This is a genomic window from Streptococcus merionis DSM 19192 (assembly GCF_000380085.1).
GTDB classification, from domain to species: Bacteria; Bacillota; Bacilli; order Lactobacillales; family Streptococcaceae; genus Streptococcus; species Streptococcus merionis.
In genome coordinates, this window is the sequence record NZ_KB904557.1 from 22,008 (window position 1) to 39,969 (window position 17,962).

13 protein-coding genes are annotated in these 17,962 nt (G+C 42.9%); 3 read left to right on the forward strand and 10 right to left on the reverse strand.

Features of this window, described 5'->3' with window-relative positions; all coding sequences use genetic code 11:
- The first annotated feature begins 56 nt into the window (after window positions 1-56).
- Window positions 57-2,723: a polysaccharide lyase 8 family protein gene (locus A3I5_RS11885; RefSeq protein WP_018374224.1), complete on the forward strand. Its 2,667-nt coding sequence runs from the start codon at window positions 57-59 to the stop codon at window positions 2,721-2,723.
- Window positions 2,724-2,778: 55 nt separating this feature from the next.
- Here A3I5_RS11885 and lpdA read toward each other — a convergent pair whose 3' ends face one another.
- The 4 genes from lpdA to A3I5_RS0108780 all read right to left on the reverse strand — a co-directional run bounded on the left by lpdA (window position 2,779) and on the right by A3I5_RS0108780 (window position 9,037).
- Window positions 2,779-4,563, reverse strand: coding sequence for a dihydrolipoyl dehydrogenase (lpdA, locus tag A3I5_RS0108765; RefSeq protein ID WP_018374225.1), 1,785 nt, complete (start codon window positions 4,561-4,563; stop codon window positions 2,779-2,781).
- A 128-nt stretch (window positions 4,564-4,691) separates the two neighbouring features.
- A complete protein-coding gene (locus tag A3I5_RS0108770) occupies window positions 4,692-6,092 on the reverse strand; it encodes a dihydrolipoamide acetyltransferase (RefSeq protein WP_018374226.1) in 1,401 nt (466 codons plus the stop codon).
- 580 nt (window positions 6,093-6,672) lie between these two features.
- Entirely contained in the window at window positions 6,673-7,668 is a 996-nt protein-coding gene (locus A3I5_RS0108775; protein WP_018374227.1) for an alpha-ketoacid dehydrogenase subunit beta, read from the reverse strand.
- A 400-nt stretch (window positions 7,669-8,068) separates the two neighbouring features.
- Window positions 8,069-9,037, reverse strand: coding sequence for a thiamine pyrophosphate-dependent dehydrogenase E1 component subunit alpha (locus A3I5_RS0108780; RefSeq protein ID WP_018374228.1), 969 nt, complete (start codon window positions 9,035-9,037; stop codon window positions 8,069-8,071).
- A gap of 391 nt (window positions 9,038-9,428) precedes the next feature.
- Between A3I5_RS0108780 and A3I5_RS0108785 the strand changes: the two genes are divergently transcribed.
- Window positions 9,429-10,085 (forward strand): trimeric intracellular cation channel family protein, encoded by a 657-nt coding sequence (locus tag A3I5_RS0108785; RefSeq protein WP_018374229.1) that lies wholly within the window; start codon window positions 9,429-9,431, stop codon window positions 10,083-10,085.
- A 187-nt stretch (window positions 10,086-10,272) separates the two neighbouring features.
- Here the strand turns inward: A3I5_RS0108785 and A3I5_RS0108790 are convergent, their stop codons facing one another.
- From A3I5_RS0108790 to A3I5_RS0108805, 4 genes are all read right to left on the reverse strand, one after another.
- On the reverse strand, window positions 10,273-10,965 hold the full coding sequence (locus A3I5_RS0108790; protein ID WP_018374230.1) for a methionine ABC transporter permease: 693 nt from the start codon (window positions 10,963-10,965) through the stop codon (window positions 10,273-10,275).
- Window positions 10,962-12,029 carry a methionine ABC transporter ATP-binding protein gene (locus tag A3I5_RS0108795; RefSeq protein WP_018374231.1) on the reverse strand — a complete coding sequence of 356 codons (1,068 nt, stop codon included), beginning with the start codon at window positions 12,027-12,029 and terminating at the stop codon, window positions 10,962-10,964. Before A3I5_RS0108795 ends, A3I5_RS0108790 begins: the two co-directional genes overlap by 4 nt.
- A complete protein-coding gene (locus A3I5_RS0108800) occupies window positions 12,022-13,392 on the reverse strand; it encodes a M20/M25/M40 family metallo-hydrolase (RefSeq protein ID WP_018374232.1) in 1,371 nt (456 codons plus the stop codon). Before A3I5_RS0108800 ends, A3I5_RS0108795 begins: the two co-directional genes overlap by 8 nt.
- A gap of 114 nt (window positions 13,393-13,506) precedes the next feature.
- Window positions 13,507-14,388 (reverse strand): MetQ/NlpA family ABC transporter substrate-binding protein, encoded by an 882-nt coding sequence (locus tag A3I5_RS0108805; protein ID WP_018374233.1) that lies wholly within the window; start codon window positions 14,386-14,388, stop codon window positions 13,507-13,509.
- A gap of 308 nt (window positions 14,389-14,696) precedes the next feature.
- On the opposite strand from A3I5_RS0108805, the gene A3I5_RS0108810 reads away from it, so the two are divergent.
- On the forward strand, window positions 14,697-14,924 hold the full coding sequence (locus A3I5_RS0108810) for a hypothetical protein (RefSeq protein WP_018374234.1): 228 nt from the start codon (window positions 14,697-14,699) through the stop codon (window positions 14,922-14,924).
- An 87-nt stretch (window positions 14,925-15,011) separates the two neighbouring features.
- Here A3I5_RS0108810 and A3I5_RS0108815 read toward each other — a convergent pair whose 3' ends face one another.
- Together A3I5_RS0108815 and malQ are read right to left on the reverse strand one after the other, a co-directional pair.
- The gene (locus A3I5_RS0108815) at window positions 15,012-15,860 is read right to left on the reverse strand and encodes an amino acid ABC transporter substrate-binding protein (RefSeq protein WP_018374235.1); all 849 of its coding nucleotides are present in this window, start codon (window positions 15,858-15,860) and stop codon (window positions 15,012-15,014) included.
- A 396-nt stretch (window positions 15,861-16,256) separates the two neighbouring features.
- On the reverse strand, window positions 16,257-17,771 hold the full coding sequence (malQ, locus tag A3I5_RS0108820; RefSeq protein WP_026217009.1) for a 4-alpha-glucanotransferase: 1,515 nt from the start codon (window positions 17,769-17,771) through the stop codon (window positions 16,257-16,259).
- Window positions 17,772-17,962 lie beyond the last annotated feature (191 nt).

Consider the following 17,962-nt stretch of genomic DNA (forward strand, 5'->3'; position numbering starts at 1 on the left):
TTGTAAATCGGTTTACCAATTTCTGGCTTTATTTTAATTTACTAAGGAGGTTTTTTGTGAAAAAGAACACTACATTTCTTTCCAAGAGAACTTTTCTCTTCTCATCTCTCATTCTTGGTCTGGCAATTTTATCATCCAGCCATCCCACTTTTGCAGCAGAAACAACGACCATTGACCCTACAACCACTATCAGTTCTCAATCAACACTTGCTCCAACGACAACAGAAAACCCTACAACCACAAGCCATACGACGGAAGTTCCGAAATCAATCCAACCTGAAGAACCTGTATCCATCACCAAAGATAACTATACCGCTATGTTGGACACATGGAATGATATCAACGCGGGAAATCGTTTCTATGATCCAAATAATCCAGCAATGGTGGAATTTAATAAAAAATTGGAAGCTGCAGTGGACGCAGACATTGCAATCTATAATAGTAATCCCGACCGTACTTTCCTTTGGGAGGATAAGGGTGACTACAGCAAATCTGCTAATATCACAGCAACTTACCGCAAACTCGAAGCCATTGCTAAGCAAATTACAAATCCGGCTTCTAAGCACTATCAAAGTGAAAAGGCAATTGCCTTGGTTAAGGATGGTATGGCTTTTCTCTACGAAAAAGTCTATAACGAAAATACAGAATATCGCCAGATAAAAGGTGATCGTAGTATCAACTGGTGGGATTACGAAATCGGTACTCCTCGTGCCATCAACAACACGCTTTCCCTCCTGTACGAATATTTTACCCAAGAAGATATTCTCAAATACACCCAACCAATTGAAAAATTTGTGCCCGTTCCAACTCATTTCCGCTATACTAGCACCAATCCAGATTTCCCTAAATTCGAGGCTGCCAGCGGAAATATGACCGACATGGGGCGGGTAAAAATCATTGCTGGTATTTTGCGCAAAGATAGAGAAGAAATTGCAGCAACTATCAGAGCTATCGAAAAAGTCTTTGTATTTGTTGAAGATGGCAATGGTTTCTATGAAGATGGTAGCCACCTCGACCATGCCAATAATATTAGAAAGGGAACTGCCTATAATGGAGCTTATGGAAATGTCCTTATTGATGGGCTCTCACAGCTGATTCCTGTTATTCAAAAGACAGAAACTCCACTCTCCCCTGAAAAGATGGACATCATTTATCATTGGATTGACAACGCATTCCTCCCACTCATGTTACATGGTGAAATGGCAGATATGGTACGTGGTCGCGCTATCAGCCGCCCTAATGCAGAAGCTCATGTGGCAGCCGTTGAAACCTTACGCGGGATTCTTCGTATCGCAAACAGTTCAGACGACGCCCGTAGTTTGGCAGTCAAGGCGCGAATCAAAAACATTGTCCTTGAAGGAAATCCCTTCTATAGTGTTTATGGAAACTTGACGACGTATAAAGACATCAAAAACATGCAGGATTTATTAAATGATCCTACTATCCCAGCCAACAAGCCAGATAGCTATATCAAAACCTACAACAATATGGATAAACTGGTTGTCTATAATGCCAAACGTGACTTTGGTTTTGCTCTTTCCATGTTCTCCGAACGTACTCTCAATTTTGAAGCTATGAACGATGAAAATCTTCGCGGTTGGTATACAGGTGACGGTATGTTCTACCTTTACAACAATGACCTCGGTCATTATAGTGGCAACTATTGGCCAACGGTTGATGCTTACAAGATGCCGGGAACAACTGAGACAGATGCCAAACGCATTGACGGTACTGCCAAGAACATTAGCGAGCAAGCTGACCAAGTTGGCATGTATTCTCTACCTGCAGGCTCTTTCGTTCAAAGTAAAAAGCTAGATGATGCGCATGCGATGGCTGCTATGACCTTTACCAACTGGAACAAGACCTTGACTCTCAATAAAGGCTGGTTTGTCCTGGACGATAAAATTGTCTTTGTTGGAAGCAATATCCAAAACACATCTAATGACAAGGTAAGCACAACTATTGACCAACGTAAAGTTGACCCTGCTCACTCCTATAAGGTGTATGTAAATGGTACAGAGAAACCTGCCCAAGAAAACTTCCAATCCGGAGGTGATAAAACCTTCGCTGAAACGAAATCTATCTTTCTTGAAAGCGATGAAAACGGTAGAAATATCGGCTATATTTTCTTCAAACCAAGCGATATAACAATCAGCCAACAAATACAGACTGGTCACTGGAACAAGATAAAAGGCTATGGTAAGCCAGATTCACGGGCTGATGCTGAACATAGCAATGAGTATATTACTATCTCCCAAGCCCACACAGGCAAAGGAGATAGCTATGGTTATATCCTCTTGCCAAATGTTAGTCGCCAAGAATTTGAAGCAGTGGTAAACAATCTCAACCTTGAATTACTCGAAAACAATGATAAAATGACTGTAGTCAACGACCTTACTAACAAACGTCGTTTGGTCATTAAGTACAACAACCAAGAAAGCAAAGTGGATGACCAAGTGCTCAATCAAGCTGGATTTTATGAATTTGCAAATCCAGAAGATAAGCCTGCTCCACAGACAACAACAGCTGCTACCACCACTACCAATATGACTACCATCCTACGTGAAACAGCTACAACCTCTGCTCACACAACAAAAAAAAAGACTAAAAATGCTTTACCACAAACTGGTACTCGAACAAATCTGTACGGCTTAGTCGGACTAGGACTGCTAACTATCGCGGGAATGATGCACCAATTTCTAAGAAAGAAGGCAGATCAATAAAAAATGAAGAACCTGAGACATAATTCCGCCTCAGGCTCTTTTACTTTTTTGATTGTTATTTACGTTTTGGTGGGTTGTGGATAGCTACACCGAGCACATCAAGGAAGGCTTCGTACAACACTTCTGAGAAGGTTGGGTGTCCATGGATGGATGCTGCCACATCATCAACAGTCAATTCAGCTTCCATGATTGTCGCAGCTTCATTGATCATTTCAGCGGCAACAGGACCGATGATGTGAACACCAAGGATTTCATGGTATTTCGCGTCAGCGATAACTTTAACAAACCCGTGAGCTTCGTTAGAAGCAATAGCACGGCCGTTACCAGTAAAGCTGTTGCGACCAATAAGAATGCCATCTTTACCGTATTTTTCGATAGCTTGCTCTTCTGTCAAGCCAACCATAGCGATTTCAGGGTGTGTGTAAACAGCAGCTGGTGTATTGTCAAGCTTAGCCTTATGGTGGTTACCATTCATCGCATTTTCTGCTGCGACTTCACCCATACGATAGGCAGCGTGTGCCAGCATCTTCGTGCCATTCACATCACCTGGGGCATAAATACCTGGGATAGATGTTTCTTGGTAGGCATTGACTTTAATACGTCCACGATCCATTTCAAGGTTCAGATTTTCAAGACCGTTCAATTGTGGAACACGACCGATTGAAAGAAGGGCCTTTTCAGAAACAACTTCAGAACCATCGTTCAATTTGATCGTTAATTGGTTGTTGGCTTCGATAATTTCAGACACACCGACAGAGGTCAAGAACTTCATACCTTTCTTCGAAAGCACTTTTTGAAGCTCGATAGAAACTTCGCGATCCATACCTGGAATGATGCGGTCTGCCATCTCAACAACAGTCACTTCTGTACCGTACGAAGCATAAACAAGCCCTAGTTCCACACCGACAACACCACCACCCATAACAGTGAGGGATTTCGGAATTTCACGAAGATCAAGGATATCATCTGACGTCAAGACCAACTTAGAGTCGATACCTGGAATATTGATGCGTGAAACTTTTGAACCTGTCGCAAGGATAATGCTACGTCCTTTAATGGTTTCAGAGCCAATCGTAACCGTTTTATCAGGGTTTACTTGACCGAGACCGTTAAAGATGGTCACTTTGTTGGCTTTCAAGAGACCTTGAACACCACCTGTCAAGGTTTTGACAACGGAGTTCTTGAAATCAACGGTCTTATCCATATCAATCGTGTAGTTTGTTGAAGCAAGGTTGATTCCACGACCAGCCGCAATCTTCAAACCGTCAAGGATTTCTGCATTTTTCAAGTAAGTCTTAGTTGGGATACAGCCTTTGTTTAAGCAGGTACCACCAAATTCAGACTTCTCAACGATAGCGATTTTACCACCGAGTTGAGCACCGCGGATCGCCGCATAGTAACCAGCAGGGCCGCCACCGACAACAACGATATCGTACTCGTTATCAGCAAGCGCTGCGCGAGGAACAACTGTTGCAGCTGGTGCAGTAGGAACTTCAAGCCCTGCAGCCTTCAAGTCTGCCGTTACCTGTTCTTCTGTTGTAGTGACAGGAGCATCTCCCACAGCTGGTGATGGTGTCGCCACTAAGTCCTCAACGCTTTCCCCTTCTGCGCCAATGTAGGCGATAACTTCTGTGACAGGAACCGTTTCCCCATCACCACGAACGATTTTCAAGAGGACACCTGAATCTTCTGCTTCAAGTTCCATATTCGTCTTATCAGACATGATTTCTAAAAGGATGTCACCTTCGTTTACCACGTCACCCACTTGTTTTTTCCACTCGATGATTTCACCTTCTTGCATATCAACACCGAGTTTTGGCATAATAACTTCAAAAGCCATGTTTTACTTCCTTTCACTTTTTAAAAACTGAAATGTCTCTTTTCTCTAATACTTTTGTAACTGACGAGCATCCAGCCCTTCTATATATCAGTTCAGTCACCTTGCGACTGTCTTAAGTTTTAACAGTTCTAAATCAGCAATTCCAATGGATTTTCCAAGAGATTCTTGAGGTCAACCATGAATTTGGCACCGTTCATACCGTCTACAAGACGATGGTCGATCGTCAAGCACATGGCCATAATTGGACGAATCTTGATTTCACCATCAATAACGACTGGTGTTTGTACCGTTGCTGCCACACCTAAAATCGCTGAGTTAGGCTGGTTGATGATTGGGTTGAAAGTCTTTGTGCCAAACATTCCAAGATTGGTGATTGAGAAGGTTGAGCCAGACATTTCAGCTGCTTTGAGCTTACCAGACTGCGCTTTCTTAATCACATCTTTAGAAGCAACCACAAACTCTGACAGACTCATCTTATCAGCACCGTGAACAACTGGAACCACAAGGCCATCGTCAAGACCTACGGCAATACCGAGGTTGACAAACTTATGAAGTTCGATGTCGTTAGCATCGTTGATAAGCGAAGCGTTCATGTAACGGTGCTCTTCTTTCATCAGAACACGCGTTACAGCAAGACCAATCAAGTCTGTAAAGGTCACCTTAAGACCTGTCTTGTTCATGATTGGCTCAAGGACTTGCTTACGAAGCGCCATGAGATTGGTCATATCAATGTCGTAATTAAGCGTAAAGGTTGGAGCTGTCAAGTAGGAATGCGTCATGCCTTTTGAGATCGCCTTACGCATTGCACTCATCTTGATGATTTCAACACCCTCTGGCAATTCCTTGGCTAGTTTTTCAGCAGATTTCGCTTCAATAGCTGGCGTAGCTGCTTCAGCAGGCTTGATTACTGCCAAGACATCTTCTTTCACAATCTTACCAGCAACACCTGTACCAGTGATTGTCGTTAAATCAAGACCATTGTCCTCAGCGATACGACGTGCTAGCGGTGTCACTCTAGGCTGTGCTCCCTTGAAGTTTTCAACATCATCTTTATGGACACGGCCGTTCGCACCAGTACCGGGAACCAATCCGAGATCAATACCAGTTTCACGCGCTGCTTTACGAGCAGCTGGTGTCGCACGAACTTTGCCACCACCTTGCGGTTTAGCAGCTGGTGTAGTTGGCGCAACAGCTACCGCAGCTGGCGCTACTTCCTCTGTCGTTGTGACAGGCGCTTCGCTAATTGATGACGAACCAGCTGCAACAACTGCTTCAACATCTACTGTTTCACCTTCGGCACCGAGGTAACCAATAACTTCTGTGACAGGAACCGTTTCTCCGTCACCTTTTACGATTTTAATAAGGACACCTGAATCTTCTGCTTCAAGTTCCATATTTGTCTTATCAGACATGATTTCAAGAAGAACATCGCCTTCGTTGACCATATCGCCTTCTTGTTTTTTCCACTCGATGATTTCGCCTTCTTGCATATCAACACCGAGTTTAGGCATGATAATTTCAATAGCCATTTTGCTTTTCCTTCCTATGTCTTGGTTTGCAAATCTCAAACGCCCTCTCGAATTAGATAAGTATATTATAAATTTGAGAGAAGTTACTCTCAAAGAAAATCAAAAGTAGACAAGGCCACTCCTCAGTCAAATCTACTCTCGTTAGATTTGACACGCTAGCATCAATGAAGCTAGCTAGAGGACTGACTCAAGGCTGGGTAAAAAGTCCAATCTCACCTCTCATCGTTTGCGTAAACACCTTATCGCAGTGGTTGGGAGTAAGACTTGTTTAGTCTTACCCCTGCACAAGTCATTAGGCGCTTTAGCACCAATGAGCCACTGCTGATTAGAGTTTACTGTTGGAAAGGGCACGACGAAGGTTCGTTTCGGTTTGAACCAGTGTTGTCACCGTAACTGTGCGGAGGTGGGAAAACGAACTCTTTTTGATTGTTCAAGATCTTGCCCACTCCCATCAAAACCGTCGCAGATAGAACTGAAATCCAGCAAGACGAATTGACAATGTATCCTTTTGATTTTCAATGAGTATGAACAAAGCGCTACTGGCCACGTGCTAGACCTGACCAGTAGAACCGTTTAGCTGTTAACCCTTGTTAACTGTCTTTTTAACTGCTGCCTTGATTTTTTCAACATTAGGCAAGATTGCATTTTCAAGAATAGCTGCATAAGGTACTGGCACATCTTCACTGGCTACACGAACGATAGGAGCATCAAGATAGTCAAAAGCTTCACTCTCTGCAATCATAGCTGCGATTTCACCGATGTAGCCTCCAGTCTTGTAGGCATCATTAACAAGCACTAAACGGCCAGTTTTCTTAACAGAACTGATGATCATTTCTTTGTCTAAAGGTACAAGCGTGCGTGGGTCAACTACTTCTACGCTGATTCCTTCTTCTGCAAGCTCATCAGCTGCTTGGATGGTACGCTCAAGCATGCGGCCGTAAGAAACGATTGTCACATCTGTACCTTCGCGTTTGATGTCACCTTTCCCAAGTGGGATATAGAAGTCTGGATCAAGGGTGACTTCTTCTTTTTTACCGTATTGCGCTTTTGGCTCGATGAAAAGAACAATGTTGTTGTCTTGGATAGATGACTTCAAAAGCCCTTTGGCTTCGTTGGCATTACCTGGTGCGACAACCTTAATACCAGGAATATGTGTCAACCAAGCTTCAAGCGCTTGTGAGTGTTGAGCAGCAGAGCCGATACCAGAACCAGAAGCCACACGGAAGGTCACAGGTGTCTTGATGCCGCCACCAAACATATAGTTATTTTTCGCACCGTTATTGACAATAGCATCCATAGCGATCGTGATGAAGTCCATGAAGGTCAAGTCAACAATTGGACGAAGACCTGTAATGGCTGCACCGACAGCCGCACCAGCAATCGCCGCTTCAGAAATCGGTGTGTCTTTAACGCGTTTTTCGCCAAATTCAGCAAGCATCCCTACAGAAGTCCCGAAGTCACCTCCGTAAATCCCTACGTCTTCACCCATCAAGAAGATTTTGTCATCTTTACGCATCTCTTCTGACATGGCCAAATTAATCGCTTCACGTAAGGCCATTACTTTTGTTTCAGTCATTTATCTATTTTCTCCTCAAAGATTTTAAAGTGTATTATTAGTCCTAACAAGATGTTAGGTAGAATTTTATTTTTGATGTTTTCTAAGATAGTGCGGACACAGCAAGCTTTAATGGAATTCGAACTAAAATCCTGTGATGTTTTAAGGCCGTAGGCATCTGAACTTTCTACGGCTTCACCTATGAAAGTTCTAGTTGCTCTGACCGGGGTGTATCAACGAAATCAGAGATTTCTAACTTACCGCCATTTTTCTTCGCTTTTCTTAACGGGCTTTGTATCCTTTAGTTGAACACGAGATTAATTTCTTAGGAAAAATGGTAAACCTCCTTGTGGCTATGGCCACTGTGTCAGTTTTCAATTTTTCTACAGAAATTTCGGCAAGCCGACCATCTCTTTGTATCCTAGTCTACCCAAACGTCTTCAAAGGCTACAGATAAGTCTGGATCTGGGCTGCTTTGTGCAAATTCTACAGCATCTTGAACTTCTTGTTTCACTTGAGCTACGATGGCATCTAGCTCTTCGTCAGTTGCGATTTTATTTTCTGTCAAATAAGTACGATACTTCTTGATTGGGTCTTTTTTCTTCCACTCGTCAACTTCTTCCTTAGTACGGTAAACTCCCGCATCAGCCGTTGAGTGTCCGAACCAACGATAAGATTGTACTTCAATGATAGCTGGCCCATTTCCTCCACGAACATACTCAATGATTTCTTGCATTTTTTCATAAACAGCAAGAACATCGTTGCCATCTTCAACATAGTGGCCTGGGATGCCATAGGCTTCCGCACGTGTGTAGAGGTGAGGAGTATTTGTCGCTTTGGCAATGTCCATTGAAATTCCGTAACGGTTATTGGTGATGAAGAAAATGACTGGTAATTTCCAAGTCGCAGCCATGTTCACCGACTCATGGAAAGAGCCTTCGTTGGTCGCACCGTCTCCTGAGAAAGCAATAACAACATTATCAGTTCCTGTATACTGTTGTGTAAGGGCAGCACCTGTGGCAAGGGCAAATCCTCCCCCAACGATACCATTAGTGCCATAGTTCCCTTTTTCAATGTCAGCCAAGTGCATTGAACCACCACGACCTTTAGAAACACCTGTTGCCTTACCAGCAAGCTCAGCCATCATCTTGTTAAGATCCATGTCTTTGGCAATACAGTGACCATGACCTCGGTGTGTTGAAAAGATAATGTCATCATATGTGAGACCTGCCATAGCACCAACAGCAGCAGCCTCCTCACCTACTGAGAAGTGTGTCATCCCTTGCACAAAATTACGACGCACCAATTTGTTGAGGGTCATGTCAACATCGCGAATGCGTTGCATTTTCAGAAACATGTCCAAGTGTTTTTCTTTAGAAATAGTTGTCATTTTTTCCTCCAAGGATATTTCTTATACACTTTCATTCTATTGCATTTTTTCACAAACTTCAAGTATTTGAACCGTTTTCCCAAAATCCTCCCATCAATCACCAAAATACTCTATTTACAAGGAGTTTCATAGCTTCTATTTGTGATTTTTATCACTTTTATTTTGTTCTTTTATTGTTTTTTGAATACTTTTTTCACAAAGTTTTAGCTGCCGTTTTTAAATGATTATTTCCTATTTTTTGATATAATAAACCTATCTTAATCCAAAAGAGTGTTTTATAAATTTCAGCGGAAAAGCTGGCGGAGATAATGGTCAATCACATCTCCATTTTTTACTCAATTTCTCTAGCACACTCTTATTCTCTAATACTCCATATCAGTGAGGTTTTCCTGTGAATTTTGAACTTTTCTTAACCCTTTGTAATTATCTGGGTACCATCGCTTTTGCTGTCTCTGGTACAGCCAAGGGTTTCAAACACAAGCTGGATCTCTTTGGCTTTACCTTGCTAGCCATGATTACAGCTTGTGGGGGCGGTATGATTCGAGATATGATGTTATCCGAAATACCTGCTGCTCTTGTTGATCCAACACCGATCTATCTCTCTATCCTTGTTTCTTTGCTCATGTACGCCTTTGTCATTCGTCAAAAGATTGATCAACCTCGTACACAAAAACTCTATCGTTTGTTGACTGTGACGAATTTGACCTTCGATGCGATTGGACTGGTCATTTTTGCTCTCATTGGCGCTAGTAAAGGTGTTGAGCTGGCAATGAATCCTATGGCTTCTGGGCTGTTAGCTACGCTGACTGGTGTTGGGGGCGGTATTATCCGTGATCTGCTCGTCAACGAAGTCCCAATTGTCCTCAAGGCAGATGTCTATGCTGTTTTAGCTTTTGGGGCTGGCCTTTGCTACCATCTGCTAGTTGTTAATTTGAATTTGCCTGCGATTCCAGTTTATCTGGTACTCTTCATCTTTTGCCTGGTTATCCGCCTTCTTATCATTCGCTATAAGATTAATCTTCCTAGCTTTAATCCTAAACCTCACTAAAAAACTATATTCACAGCTCAATACTTTCATTCAAGGTTATTTTGTTCATTACTCATCGCTTGTTTTTTTCAAACCACTTTGATGATCGAAAAACGCTCTCCTGAATTAAACGTTTTACTTGTAAACACAGCTACTCTTGACTACAAAACAAATCCCCTGAGATTGACTTCTCAAGGGATTTTTGGTATTAACGATGACTGATTTTTCGTGTCAAGTGATCTCCAACGAGCTGTACACTGAAAATAAGGATTAGAATCAGGATTGTCGCGACAATGGTCACATCCTGTCGACCGAGGTTATAGCCATAGGACACGGCAACTGTTCCTAGGCCACCAGCCCCGATGGCTCCGGCCATGGCTGTTTCTCCGACTAATGAAATCAAGGTCACTGTTGACACACGGATCAGATCTGGTAGACCTTCACGGAGATAGACCAGAATAATGTCCCAAAGATTGGCACCACTGGCCTGAGCAGCCTCAATCACACCACCGTCCAACTCAGCAAGCACCACTTGCACCTGTCTAGCATAGAAAGGGAAGACAGCCAAAGACAGCGGAACAATCGCCGCTGTAGCCCCCAGACGAGTTCCTACGATAACCCGCGTTACAGGAGAAATCAAAGCCAAGAGGATAATAAAAGGAATAGCCCGAAAGACAGAGACAACTTTATCCAAGATTTGATAGGCTAAGTTATTTGAAATCACACCACGAGGCCCCGTGAGGACAAGGAAGAGACCTCCTAGCAGCCCCATAAAACCACCGATGATAAAAGAATAGAAGGTCATATACAGGGTCGCATAAATAGCCGTTCCCCAGCCTGCTTGGCCTTCCCAGCCCATCTTGACAACATTGGGCAGATTTACTTGTAACCATTCCATCATAGGCTATCACCTTCTTTCAATACATCTACGCTGACACCAGCTACTTGCAATGCCTGTGTCGCCTGATGAACACCTTCATCTGTTCCTGATAGAATCACAATCATCTCACCGACAGGCGTGTCGTCCAAAATCTCAATATTGGCAAAAAGAATATTAGCCTTGACATTAAAACGTTCATGAATAGCATTGAGCATTGGTTCATCCGTGACTGTTCCAGCATATTTGAGCAAAACAAGTCGGCTACCTTGTGGCAAGTATTCCACCACATCTTGCTTGACCATCTTGCCCAGAGCTTCTTCAATCCCTGTCGCTGTTTTGATAAAGTCTTGGGTCAAGGTTTCCTTAGGATGGGAAAAAATATCCAGAACTGAGCCTTCCTCAATCAGGCGACCATTTTGCATAACGGCGACACGATTGGCAATGTCTTTAACAATCTGCATCTCATGAGTAATCAGTACGATGGTCAACCCCAGCTTTTCGTTCAATTCTTTGAGCAAGGCCAAAATTTGCTTGGTTGTCTTAGGATCAAGTGCTGAAGTTGACTCGTCCGAGATTAGGATTTTAGGGTCATTGGCCAGCGCACGCGCAATGGCCACCCGCTGCTTTTGCCCACCTGACAACTGAGCAGGGTAATTTTCTGCGCGATCGGACAAGCCAACCAAGTCAAGCAAATTAGCCACTTTGGCTGCTTTTTCTTCCTTAGAAAGTCCAGAATGCTTGAGGGCAAAGGCCACATTCTGAGCAACGGTTGACTGAGCCATGAGATTGAAATGCTGAAAAATCATCCCAATCTCACGACGCTTAGCTCTCAAGTCTTTGCTGGATAAAACCTCTTTCTGATCGTAGATCACATCACCATCAATCGTAATTTTCCCTGCTGAAGGCACTTGCAGGAGATTGATGACACGCACCAAAGTTGATTTTCCGGCTCCTGAATAGCCGACAATTCCATAAATATCTCCTTGATTAATGTGAATGGTTACATCTTGAACTGCCTGAACCTGATGCTTTTTTTGCTCAAAGGTCACATCAATCTGGTCTAATTGAATAATCGTTTTACTCATAACTCTTAATGAAACTTTCTACTAATTCGATATGGCTGTAATAGTCTACGAGACGAATGTTTTCATCGCCACCATGATCCCGACTTTTTTCATGTCCCAAACCAAAACCAGCAATCGGCACACCGAGACTGTGAAATACTGTATGCATAGGCCCTGTACCCGGTGACGTTGGCAAGACTGCCACTTCTCGACCTTCATAACTTTCTGCAACAGCAATCAGATTCAAAATAGCTGGTGATGACATATCGCTACGATAACTCATCTCCCCCAGGGTCTTGGTAATAATGGCTTTTTCAAATCCCTGCTCAATCAAATGCCGTCTGATGGCATCTAAAACACCATCTGGCGTCAATCCCGGCACCAAACGAACCTCCATCTTAGCTGACGCCTTAGATGGCAAAATTGTCTTAACACCTTGATCTTGATAACCAGACTGAATCCCCTCAATATTGATTGACGGCTCAAAGAAAAGATTTCTTAAAAAGCTGGCTCGGTCCGCTTTCAAAAGAGGCAAACTTAGATCATAAGCTGCTTGGACACCCTCTGGGCTACGCTGGGCAAATGTTTCTACCAAATCAAGTTCACGCTGGCTAGGCTGGATGACCTGCTCTGCTATTCCCTTGACCAAAATCTGGCCATCACGGCCACGGAGACTGCTCAAGGCCTGAAGCAAGTACCAAGGGGCCGAATCAATCACCCCGCCAAAGGAAGAATGACTATCAACCTCAGCCGAGTCCACCGTCACATCAAAAGTAACAATGCCCTTATTTCCACCAGAAATCTCCAGCTGGCCTTGGCTATTACGAATACCTTGTTCCCAGATAAGCAAATCTGCTCCAGCAAGCTCCTTTTGGTATTTTTGCAAATACTTATCCAAATCAACTGAAGCCGATTCCTCAGCACCTTCCATGATAAAGATGATGTTAACAGGGAGCTGTTCATGTCGCTTCAAATAGCGAACCACAGCTGACAGTCGCGCTGTGATATGCCCCTTATCATCATCGACACCACGACCGTAAGCATAGCCATCTCGAACGGTAAGCGTAAAAGGATCATCCGTCCATGGCTGATCGCTATCTGCTGGCACAGTGTCGTAGTGATTGTAGAAAATCAGGGTTTTAGCATTAGGGATAGGAGAAGTAAATTTGGCCATGACAAAGGGAGCTGCATAGCTGTCATCTAAGGTGACTGTAGCCCCTGCTTCTTCAAACAGTCTCTTAAGGTCACTCGCTACCTCCAAAAGCCCAATCTGTTGAACAAAAATGGATTTCTTAGCGACTAAGGCTTTCAACTGATCAAAATAATGCTGAACGATCTGATCAGCCTCAAAGGCTGCTAACAATTCTTGGTCATGTCCTGTCATTTCTTTCTCCCTTCAAGTAAAGTTTGGATTTCTCAAAATAAAACACGGAGAGAGTGAACTCCAACAGTCCAGCGGGCTGTTGGAACCCACTCTCTTTTCCGTTTCCCTAAGAAATTACCAAACTGGTAAGTCAAGGCCATCTGATTCTTTTTCGATAGAAGTCTTCACAGAGTCTGTATAATAAGCATCCAAAATCGCTTGAATGGCAGCAGCCTTGTCAGAATTTTTCCAGTCCTTTGGTGCTGCAATAACATTGACCCATTGCTGCGAGTTTTCATCTTTTTTCTCTACGAAGAGGGCATTTTTGTAATCAAGCTTAGCTGGTACAGCGTATGAGTTATTGACAATAGCGGCATCCACATCAATTAACGAGTTAGCTGTTTGGCTTGCATCCAATTCCGTAATGGTCAAGTTCTTTGGATTTGATTTAATATCAGCTACTGTGGCAAAGGTATCACCAGATACGCTAAGTTCTAGCAAACCAGCCGACTGCAACACATAGAGGGCGCGACTACCGTTTGTTGGATCGTTTGGAATGGCAATCGTTCCGTTTTCTGGAATATCATTCACAGAAGTGTACTTGTTCTTACCGTTTTCGGTACCAGAATAAAGACGAATTGGGCTCAAGTAAGTGTCCAAAATGGCTACCAAATTGCCATTGTTCTCACTGTTCCAGTTGTTAAGAAAGCTGTGGTGTTGAAAAGCGTTGATGTCCACTTCCCCTTCAGCTACTGCTAGATTAGGCTGAGAATAATCTGTAAACTGTGTGTACTCGATATCGATTTTATGACCAGCTTTTTCCAGTTCATCTTCAATTTTATCCCAACGATCTTCATCAGCCTCTGTCATAGTCATGACACCGACCTTGATAAGCGTTTCAGCATCATCGCCAGAAGCTGCTGAACGGTTGGCATCAGATGATGGGGCGCATGCCACCAAAGTTACTGCTGAAGCAAGGGCTACACCTGCTAATGTCACTAATTTTTTCAAAGTCATCGTAATATCTCCTATTTATCTAATGATGATGTTCAGTATTTTGACCAATCAAAATACTACTCCACTAGTTTGCCATACTTTCATCGCTTTGACAAATACTTATTAAATAATATCAGCTATAGTTTTAGACTATATCAAAAAAGAGGTGCTATCGTTTCTGAAGACCTCTCCCCTGCTAGTAATTTTAATAATGGCTTTTCTTTTAATCCGTAGCATACGCCTCTCACTTTTGTATTAGTGGTAGCGTTTTCTACATTTTTATTATATAATATTATAGAAGAATAGTCAACTATTATCGGAGGTGTTTTATGGATAAAAAATACATTGTCTACTGGACTAAGTTGCTTGTTGGGCTTGCTTTTTTAATCATTAGTGTGCTCCTCTTTCTGCATGTGCCTGAAATTGTTGCTACAGGAGCAAGCAACTATATGCAATTAGTCTTTTTTACCTTGCTAACCAATCCATACCCAACCTTTTTCTTGGTGATTAGTGTCTACTTGCTCGCTAGTAGTTATCTAGATTTGAAAAAGTTTTAGTCCTAGTGTTATGTATTTAGAAACTGTAAAAACTCCCTAGCCACACGGCTAAGGAGTTTGATTTTTTCAACAGAATGAGTATGAAATTTAATTCGGCACTACCAACTCATCTGCTGATGGGACATAATTTCCACCGAGGTATTTCTCAGAGAGTTTTGCCAAAGTTCCATCTGCTTCAAGCTCTTTCAAGCGCGCATTCACTTGGTCACGCAATTCTTCTTGACCATCCGCAAAGATGATATAGATAAGCGGACGTTTGTCAGCCGGCAAGTCAATGACTTTCAAGTTATCAAGCCCTTGGTCATCGGCGATCGTTTGCGCAACGATACCTTCAAAGAGTTTATAATCGTGTTGCCCGTCGTTGAGACGGTTTAAAATCGCTTGGATAGAGTCTTTCGTGAAGTTGATCGTCGTTGGCTTATCTGGGTTTTCTTCGTTGTATTTTTCCAACTGAGTTGCCGTTGTGGTTCCTTGAACAACCTCTGTCGATTTTCCAGCAATGTCATCTAAACCTTTAATGTCACTATCTTTTGGAACGATCATCGACAAAGGGTTAGCTGCCGTTGGGAACGAGTAGAGATACTTCTCTGCACGCTCATCTGTATAAGAGATATTGTTGACCGCCAATTGGTAACGGTCTGAATCAAGACCTGCAAAGACAGAAGACCACTCTGTCACTTCGTATTCCAACTCGTACTGGTCAAGCCCTTCAAACACAGCCTTAACCACTTCAAACTCATAACCTGTCAACTGACCATCTTCATCTTCGTAGTTGAATGGTTTTGGTGACGCATTTGTTCCCAAGTAAATCTTTGTCTTTTTAGTAGAAGTTGCAGAGCTGTCAGCTGTTGAGCTCTTTGATGAGCCGCAGGCCACCAAGAAAGCTGTCGCTGCTAAGGTTACGCCTGTGAGGCCCAAGATTTTCTTTAGTTTCATTGCTACAATTCTCCTTTACATTGCTGGGATTTGATTGCCCAGACCTTTAAACACTATCTATCTTATCACAAGTCAATCCCTTTATGTTTTTTAGGAGATTATATAAATTTTATCACTGCGATAGGTTTTCTCTATATCGTCCTAAAAGGACTAAAACGCGAAAAACGAGCGACAAACTCCTTTGAATGTTAGAGTTGTCACTCGCTTTTTGATTTCGAAATGGTGTGTTAGTCACAAGTGAGTTTTTTTGATTCAAAGGGTCATTTTTCGAGCATCACGATATACGTCGTTTGAAAAACGAATAATGAGTTGTGAAAAAGCAATTTTGAGTAAAAGTGTCGAATTGTAAATACTTGTTTTTGAAAGTTTAAGACAATTGGACCTTTATACTGGCAGTCATTTTTCTGTCTGGCATTTTTGATTTGTTCGGCGATACAGCTGGGTCAAGTCACTTAGCCAATAGCACACCTCTGGCGTGATGGCATCTGGACGCATGCGCCATTGCCAATTGCCACCCAAGGTTCCTGGGGAATTGGTTCGAGCCTCTCCACCAAGTTCCAGCAGATCCTGCATGGGCGTCATAGCAAGGGAAGACGGTGCTGACCAAGCCTGACGAATCATAGCCTGACTAACGGTCTCATCCGCTCTGCGATTGCTATACTGATTAAAGAAAGCTCTAGTAGCCTCATCCACTTCATCATGATACCAGCCTTTGATGGTATTGTGGTCATGAGTGCCCGTATAGACAACGGAATGCTCCTGACAGTGATGAGGTAAGTAATCGCTATCGCCGTTCGGATTATAGGCGAATTGCAAAATTTTCATGCCTGGAAAGCCCGTCAATGATAGTAAAGCCTTGACCTCCTCAGTAATCAACCCCAAATCCTCTGCAATGATAGGCAGACGGCGGAAATGCTCTTTAAGGCTTTCAAAAAGATCATAGCCCGGCCCCTTGACCCAGCGACCGTTACGAGCTGTTTCATCTCCTGCTGGAATTTCCCAAAACGCATTGAAACCCAAGAAGTGATCAATTCTGACCAAGTCATAGAGCTCAAAAAGCATGCCCATTCGATTCTTCCACCAGTCATAATCATCAGCAGCCATAGTCTCCCAATCGTAGATTGGGTTTCCCCAAAGCTGACCCGTATCAGAAAAAGCATCTGGTGGATACCCCGCTACAACAGAGGGACGACCGAGAGAGTCTGTTTTAAAATATTGGGGTGAGCACCACATATCACTACTATCAGAAGAGACATAAATAGGCATATCACCGATAATCTGAATCCCATGCACATTGGCATAAGACTTTAAAGCCTGCCATTGTTTAAAAAAGAAATACTGGGTGACCTGATGGTAGGTCAACTCCTGAGCAAGACTTTGGCGATAATAGCTGATTGCTACACTGCTGCGCTGACGAATGGTCTCATCTGGCCAATCCAGCCAAGAAAGGCCATTAAAATGCCCCTTAATAGCCATATAGTCCGCAAAATCCAAAAGCCAGCCTTTGTGCTTCAAAACAAAAGCATCATAATCATCACTAAATCCCTTGGCTTCAAAAGCCTGAACAGCCTTTCGCAGAAGAACATCATGGCTAGCATAAACCTTGCTATAATCAACTACCTCCTGATCGTCTCCAAAATCCAAGCCCTCAAAATCAGACCACTCTAACAACCCTTCCTCGACCAGATAATCTAAAGAAATAAAGTACGGATTCCCTGCAAAGGCAGAATAGGATTGGTAGGGAGATTCTCCGAAACTAAGAGTACCAAGCGGCAAAATCTGCCAATAAGTCTGGCCTGATGCCACCAAAAAATCAACAAATTCATAGGCAGCACTGCCAAAATCACCGATACCATAAGAGCTCGGTAAGGAAAAAATGGGCATCAAAATGCCACTAGAGCGCTTCATAATATGCTCCTTTCTCAAAAACAATACTCATTCAATACGCAACCGTTTGCGTTTCTGCTTACATTATAAAACAACCGATAACAGATAGCAAGAAAAAATTTAAAAAACTGACAGTAAAGCAAAAAAGCAGCTTGTGATAACTAACTATACAAGGCCATCTCGCCATGCTGTATTGGTAACACTCGTAGAGATTT

Excerpts from the sequence above, each read along its gene's own strand:
- A3I5_RS0108790 (WP_018374230.1), bottom strand. The coding sequence starts at position 10,965 with ATGATGGAATGGTTACAAGTAAATCTGCCCAATGTTGTCAAGATGGGC.
- lpdA (WP_018374225.1), bottom strand. The coding sequence starts at position 4,563 with ATGGCTTTTGAAGTTATTATGCCAAAACTCGGTGTTGATATGCAAGAA.
- A3I5_RS0108805 (WP_018374233.1), bottom strand. The coding sequence starts at position 14,388 with ATGACTTTGAAAAAATTAGTGACATTAGCAGGTGTAGCCCTTGCTTCA.
- A3I5_RS0108775 (WP_018374227.1), bottom strand. The coding sequence starts at position 7,668 with ATGACTGAAACAAAAGTAATGGCCTTACGTGAAGCGATTAATTTGGCC.
- A3I5_RS0108800 (WP_018374232.1), bottom strand. The coding sequence starts at position 13,392 with ATGACAGGACATGACCAAGAATTGTTAGCAGCCTTTGAGGCTGATCAG.
- A3I5_RS0108815 (WP_018374235.1), bottom strand. The coding sequence starts at position 15,860 with ATGAAACTAAAGAAAATCTTGGGCCTCACAGGCGTAACCTTAGCAGCG.
- A3I5_RS0108780 (WP_018374228.1), bottom strand. The coding sequence starts at position 9,037 with ATGACAACTATTTCTAAAGAAAAACACTTGGACATGTTTCTGAAAATG.
- A3I5_RS0108770 (WP_018374226.1), bottom strand. The coding sequence starts at position 6,092 with ATGGCTATTGAAATTATCATGCCTAAACTCGGTGTTGATATGCAAGAA.
- A3I5_RS0108810 (WP_018374234.1), top strand. The coding sequence starts at position 14,697 with ATGGATAAAAAATACATTGTCTACTGGACTAAGTTGCTTGTTGGGCTT.
- A3I5_RS0108795 (WP_018374231.1), bottom strand. The coding sequence starts at position 12,029 with ATGAGTAAAACGATTATTCAATTAGACCAGATTGATGTGACCTTTGAG.